Origin of the sequence: Streptomyces spongiae (assembly GCF_009377185.1) — a bacterium.
GTDB lineage: Bacteria > Actinomycetota > Actinomycetes > Streptomycetales > Streptomycetaceae > Streptomyces > Streptomyces spongiae.
Window position 1 is genome coordinate 1 of the sequence record NZ_VJZC01000789.1, and the last position, 3,745, is coordinate 3,745.

Annotated in this window: 4 protein-coding genes and 2 pseudogenes; 3 read left to right on the forward strand and 3 right to left on the reverse strand. The window is 67.4% G+C overall.

All coding sequences use genetic code 11. The annotated features are described in order from the left end of the window. Positions 1–239: 239 nt before the first annotated feature. Positions 240–677, reverse strand: coding sequence for a MarR family winged helix-turn-helix transcriptional regulator (locus tag FNH08_RS46755; protein WP_152777891.1), 438 nt, complete (start codon positions 675–677; stop codon positions 240–242). Positions 678–851: 174 nt separating this feature from the next. On the opposite strand from FNH08_RS46755, the gene FNH08_RS46760 reads away from it, so the two are divergent. Further along, complete coding sequence (locus FNH08_RS46760) at positions 852–1,034, forward strand: ribbon-helix-helix protein, CopG family (RefSeq protein WP_152777893.1); 183 nt, start codon at positions 852–854, stop codon at positions 1,032–1,034. 87 nt (positions 1,035–1,121) lie between these two features. On the opposite strand, the gene FNH08_RS46765 is transcribed toward FNH08_RS46760, so the two are convergent. Next, positions 1,122–2,579, reverse strand: a complete 1,458-nt coding sequence (locus FNH08_RS46765) for an NCS2 family permease (protein ID WP_152777895.1) — start codon at positions 2,577–2,579, stop codon at positions 1,122–1,124. Between the two features lie 207 nt (positions 2,580–2,786). Between FNH08_RS46765 and FNH08_RS46770 the strand changes: the two genes are divergently transcribed. Then, on the forward strand, positions 2,787–3,119 hold the full coding sequence (locus FNH08_RS46770; RefSeq protein ID WP_152777897.1) for a DUF2530 domain-containing protein: 333 nt from the start codon (positions 2,787–2,789) through the stop codon (positions 3,117–3,119). Between the two features lie 30 nt (positions 3,120–3,149). Next, positions 3,150–3,326, forward strand: a pseudogene (locus FNH08_RS46775) (IS110 family transposase); the annotation flags it as partial. A 210-nt stretch (positions 3,327–3,536) separates the two neighbouring features. Here FNH08_RS46775 and FNH08_RS46780 read toward each other — a convergent pair. Further along, a pseudogene (locus FNH08_RS46780) lies at positions 3,537–3,745 on the reverse strand (hypothetical protein); the annotation flags it as partial.

Below are 3,745 nucleotides of genomic sequence, written 5' to 3' on the forward strand. Positions count from 1 at the left end.
AGGGAGTCGTGGGCGGTCGGTGCGGGGGCGGAATCTGCTCCGGGTCCCGAACTCAAAGGGGTTCGCCTCCTCGGCTGTCACGTACGTGGTCGGCTGTCCCCAGGACTGCGCCGATCTTCGGCGGTCACGTCACGATCGTCGTCCTCGGCGCGGTCCCAGGGAGCGGCGCCCGGGGGGTCTCGCGGAAGCGCGGCCCGCTCCGGGCGGGATACGCGCGCCCTGGACGCCGTCACCGCGGCTCACAGATGCGCGAGCTTTTCCAGGACGGGCGCGGCCTCGCGCAGCTTGGCCCACTCGTCCTCGTCGAGCCCCTGGACCAGGGAGGTCAGGAAGGCGTTGCGCTTGCGGCGGCTCTCCTCGAGCATCGCCTCGGCGCGCTCGGTCTGCTTGACCACCTTCTGGCGCCGGTCCTCGGGGTGCGGCTCAAGGCTGACCAGACCCTTGCTCTCCAGCAACGCGACGATGCGCGTCATCGAGGGCGGCTGCACATGCTCCTTGCGGGCCAGTTCGCCCGGGGTGGCGGAACCGCAGCGGGCCAGGGTGCCGAGCACCGACATCTCGGTGGGGCTCAGCGACTCGTCGACCCGCTGGTGCTTGAGCCGACGGGACAGACGCATCACAGCGGAACGGAGGGCGTTCACGGCGGCTTCGTCGTCGCCATGGGTCAGATCGGACATGTTCTTTAGCATAACTCATTACCCTCGCTAAAGACCACTGCAATACCATCTGCATGCCCGTGACACCGGCCACTCATGCCACGCATGTCGCGTGTCAACGGTCCATCACTCATACGGGTGAACCGGGCGCAGAACGTCACTCAACACCCCCGAACCGACCCGACTCTCGTTCTCATGGGGACCAGTGTGCTCAGCCTGCGAATAGACCGCGACCTGCTCGAACGCCTCCGAGGGCACGCCGCCAAGCGCGGAATGAACGTCCAGGACTACGTGATCCAGACGCTCATGCGTGACGACTTCGACCAGCGGTTCCAGACCGCGGTCGAGGAGACGGAGAAGTTCTACGGAGTGACGTGACCCGGGGCACCACCAGAGCCCCGGGTCACCGGACAATCAGCCCCGTACTCGTACTCGCACCCGTACCCGTACCCGTACCCGTACAGGTCAGGTGAGCCCCAGCCCCGGCATCAGGTAGTAGAAGGCGAACACCGCCGCCACCACGTACATCGCGGCCGGCACCTCCCGCCCCCGCCCGGCGGCCAGGCGGAGCACCACGAAGGTGATGAAGCCCATGCCGATGCCGTTGGTGATGGAGTACGTGAACGGCATCATGACCATGGTCACGAAGGCGGGCATCGCGATCGTGTGGTCGGCCCAGTCGATCTCCTTGACCGAGTTCGCCAGGATCAGGAAGCCCACCGCGAGCAGCGCGGGAGTGGCCGCCTGGGACGGCACCATCGTGGCAACGGGCGTCAGGAAGAGCGCGACCCCGAAAAGCGCGCCCGTGACGACGTTCGCGAACCCCGTACGGGCCCCCTCGCCGACCCCGGCCGTGGACTCCACGAAACAGGTGGTGGCCGAGGAGGAACTGGCCCCGCCCGCGGCGACGGCGATCCCATCGACGAACAGCACCTTGTTGATACCGGGCATGTTGCCCCGCGAGTCGGTCAGCTTCGCTTCGTCCCCGACGCCCATGATCGTGCCCATCGCGTCGAAGAAGCACGACAGCAGCACGGTGAAGACAAACAGCAAGCCGGTCAGCAGACCGACCTTGCCGAACCCGCCAAAAAGACTGACATCACCAATGAGCCCAAAGTCCGGCGTAGCCACCGGATTCCCCGGCCAAGTCGGGGTGGTCAGCCCCCAGGACGGCACATCGGCGACGGCGTTCACGACGACGGCGAGCACGGTCATGGCAACAATGGAGATGAGAATGGCGCCCGGCACCTTGCGCACGATCAGCGCGAGCGTGAGCAGCGCACCCAGCACGAACACGAGGACGGGCCAGCCGTTCAGATGCCCGTCACCGCCGAGCTGGAGCGGCACGGTGGTCTGCGCGGCATCGGGGATCCGGGACACGAACCCGGAGTCCACGAGCCCGATGAGCATGATGAACAACCCGATGCCGATCGAGATGCCCTTGCGCAGCCCCAGCGGCACGGCACTCATGACCCGCTCCCGCAGCCCGGTCGCGACCAGCAGCATCACCACGAACCCGGCCAGCACGACCATGCCCATGGCGTCGGGCCACGACATGCGCGGGGCGAGCTGGAGCGCGACGACGGTGTTGACACCCAGCCCCGCGGCGAGGGCGATCGGCACGTTCCCGACGACCCCCATGAGCAGAGTCGTGAACGCGGCGGTCACAGCGGTAGCGGTCACCAGCTGACCGTTGTCCAGCTGGTGCCCGTACATGTCCTTCGCGCTGCCGAGGATGATCGGGTTCAGCACGATGATGTAGGCCATCGCGAAGAAGGTGGCGAACCCGCCCCGAACCTCCCGCGAGAGCGTGCTGCCCCGCTCGGAGATCTGGAAGTAGCGGTCGAGTGCGCCGAAGACGGGCCGGGATTCCGGCTCCCGAGGCTGGGGCGCGGTGGCCTTGGAGGGGGCCGAGCTGGACATGCGGGGACCTCATCACCAGCAGCGTCCCCACGGAAGCCATTGGCGTTTCCTACGAACAGAAGCTGCCAGACACAAACCGTTTCAGTATGAACATATGAGCCGACCAAACAAAATTGACCCCGAAGAGATCCCAGAGAGGCCGAAGAGACCCCAGATACGACAAGGACCTCCCCACGCCTCCCGTGACGACCCTCGTAAGCTGTCCCCATGGCGAAGTGGACCCCCAAGCACGAGGCACCGGAGCCCCTGGAGGGCCCCGTGGTCGCCACGATCACCGGCGGCACGATCCTGTGGTTCGTCCTCTTCGTCGTCCAGCTCCCCTTCTACGGCTGGTTCGACGCCCACGGCCACACCTGGTGGCTCTGGACCTGCCTGGCGGGCGCGGGCCTCGGCCTGTACGGCATCTGGTTCGTACGCAAGCGGGACACGGCGATCAAGCGAGCGGCGACCGAGGACGCCACCGAGCAGCCCCCGGCCCCCGACGCGACACGGAGCCCGGAGACGACGACCCCGGACCCGGCAGTCACAGAGAAGCCATAACTCTGAGCACCGAGCCCTGAAGACTGGTTCGCCGACGCAGCCCGCGTCATGCCCCACACCCTCCGCTCCGTCGACCTCGAAGACGAAACCATCGCAGCGCTGGAGATGATCGTCGGGTTCGACGACGACCTGACCGACGAGGCGACGAGGATCTCCAACCGGCTCCGCGGCCTGCTGACGCAAATCCACCCGCACCTGGAGCGAGTCGGCTGGACGCCGACGGCTGATCACACTGATACGCCCGAAGGAACCGCGGACGGCCGAGCGACTGGTCGAGGAACAGCTGGAAAACCTCCCTCTTTCCAAGGTCCTCGGTCACCAGGTAGCAGGGGTTGCCGTCGGGGGACGGCCAGGGCAGAAGCCGGGGCGAAGGAGCGCCAGGTGCGGGGCCGATTGCAGGGCTGCTTGCGCCTTCCATCAGGCGGCCACCTCCTGCGCGCCGATCAGGTGCCGGTCGAGGTCGACCCCGAAGTCGGCAGCGAGCACGAGGGCGAGGCGGCGGCGCTGTTGGAGAGCGGCTTCCTCGGCTTCTCGTTCGTGGGCGGCGAGGTAGGGGCGCACGAGGGCGGAGGCGGCTCCGTCGAGGGGCGTGGGGAGGCCGTACGGGGAGCGGGCCAGGGGTAGGT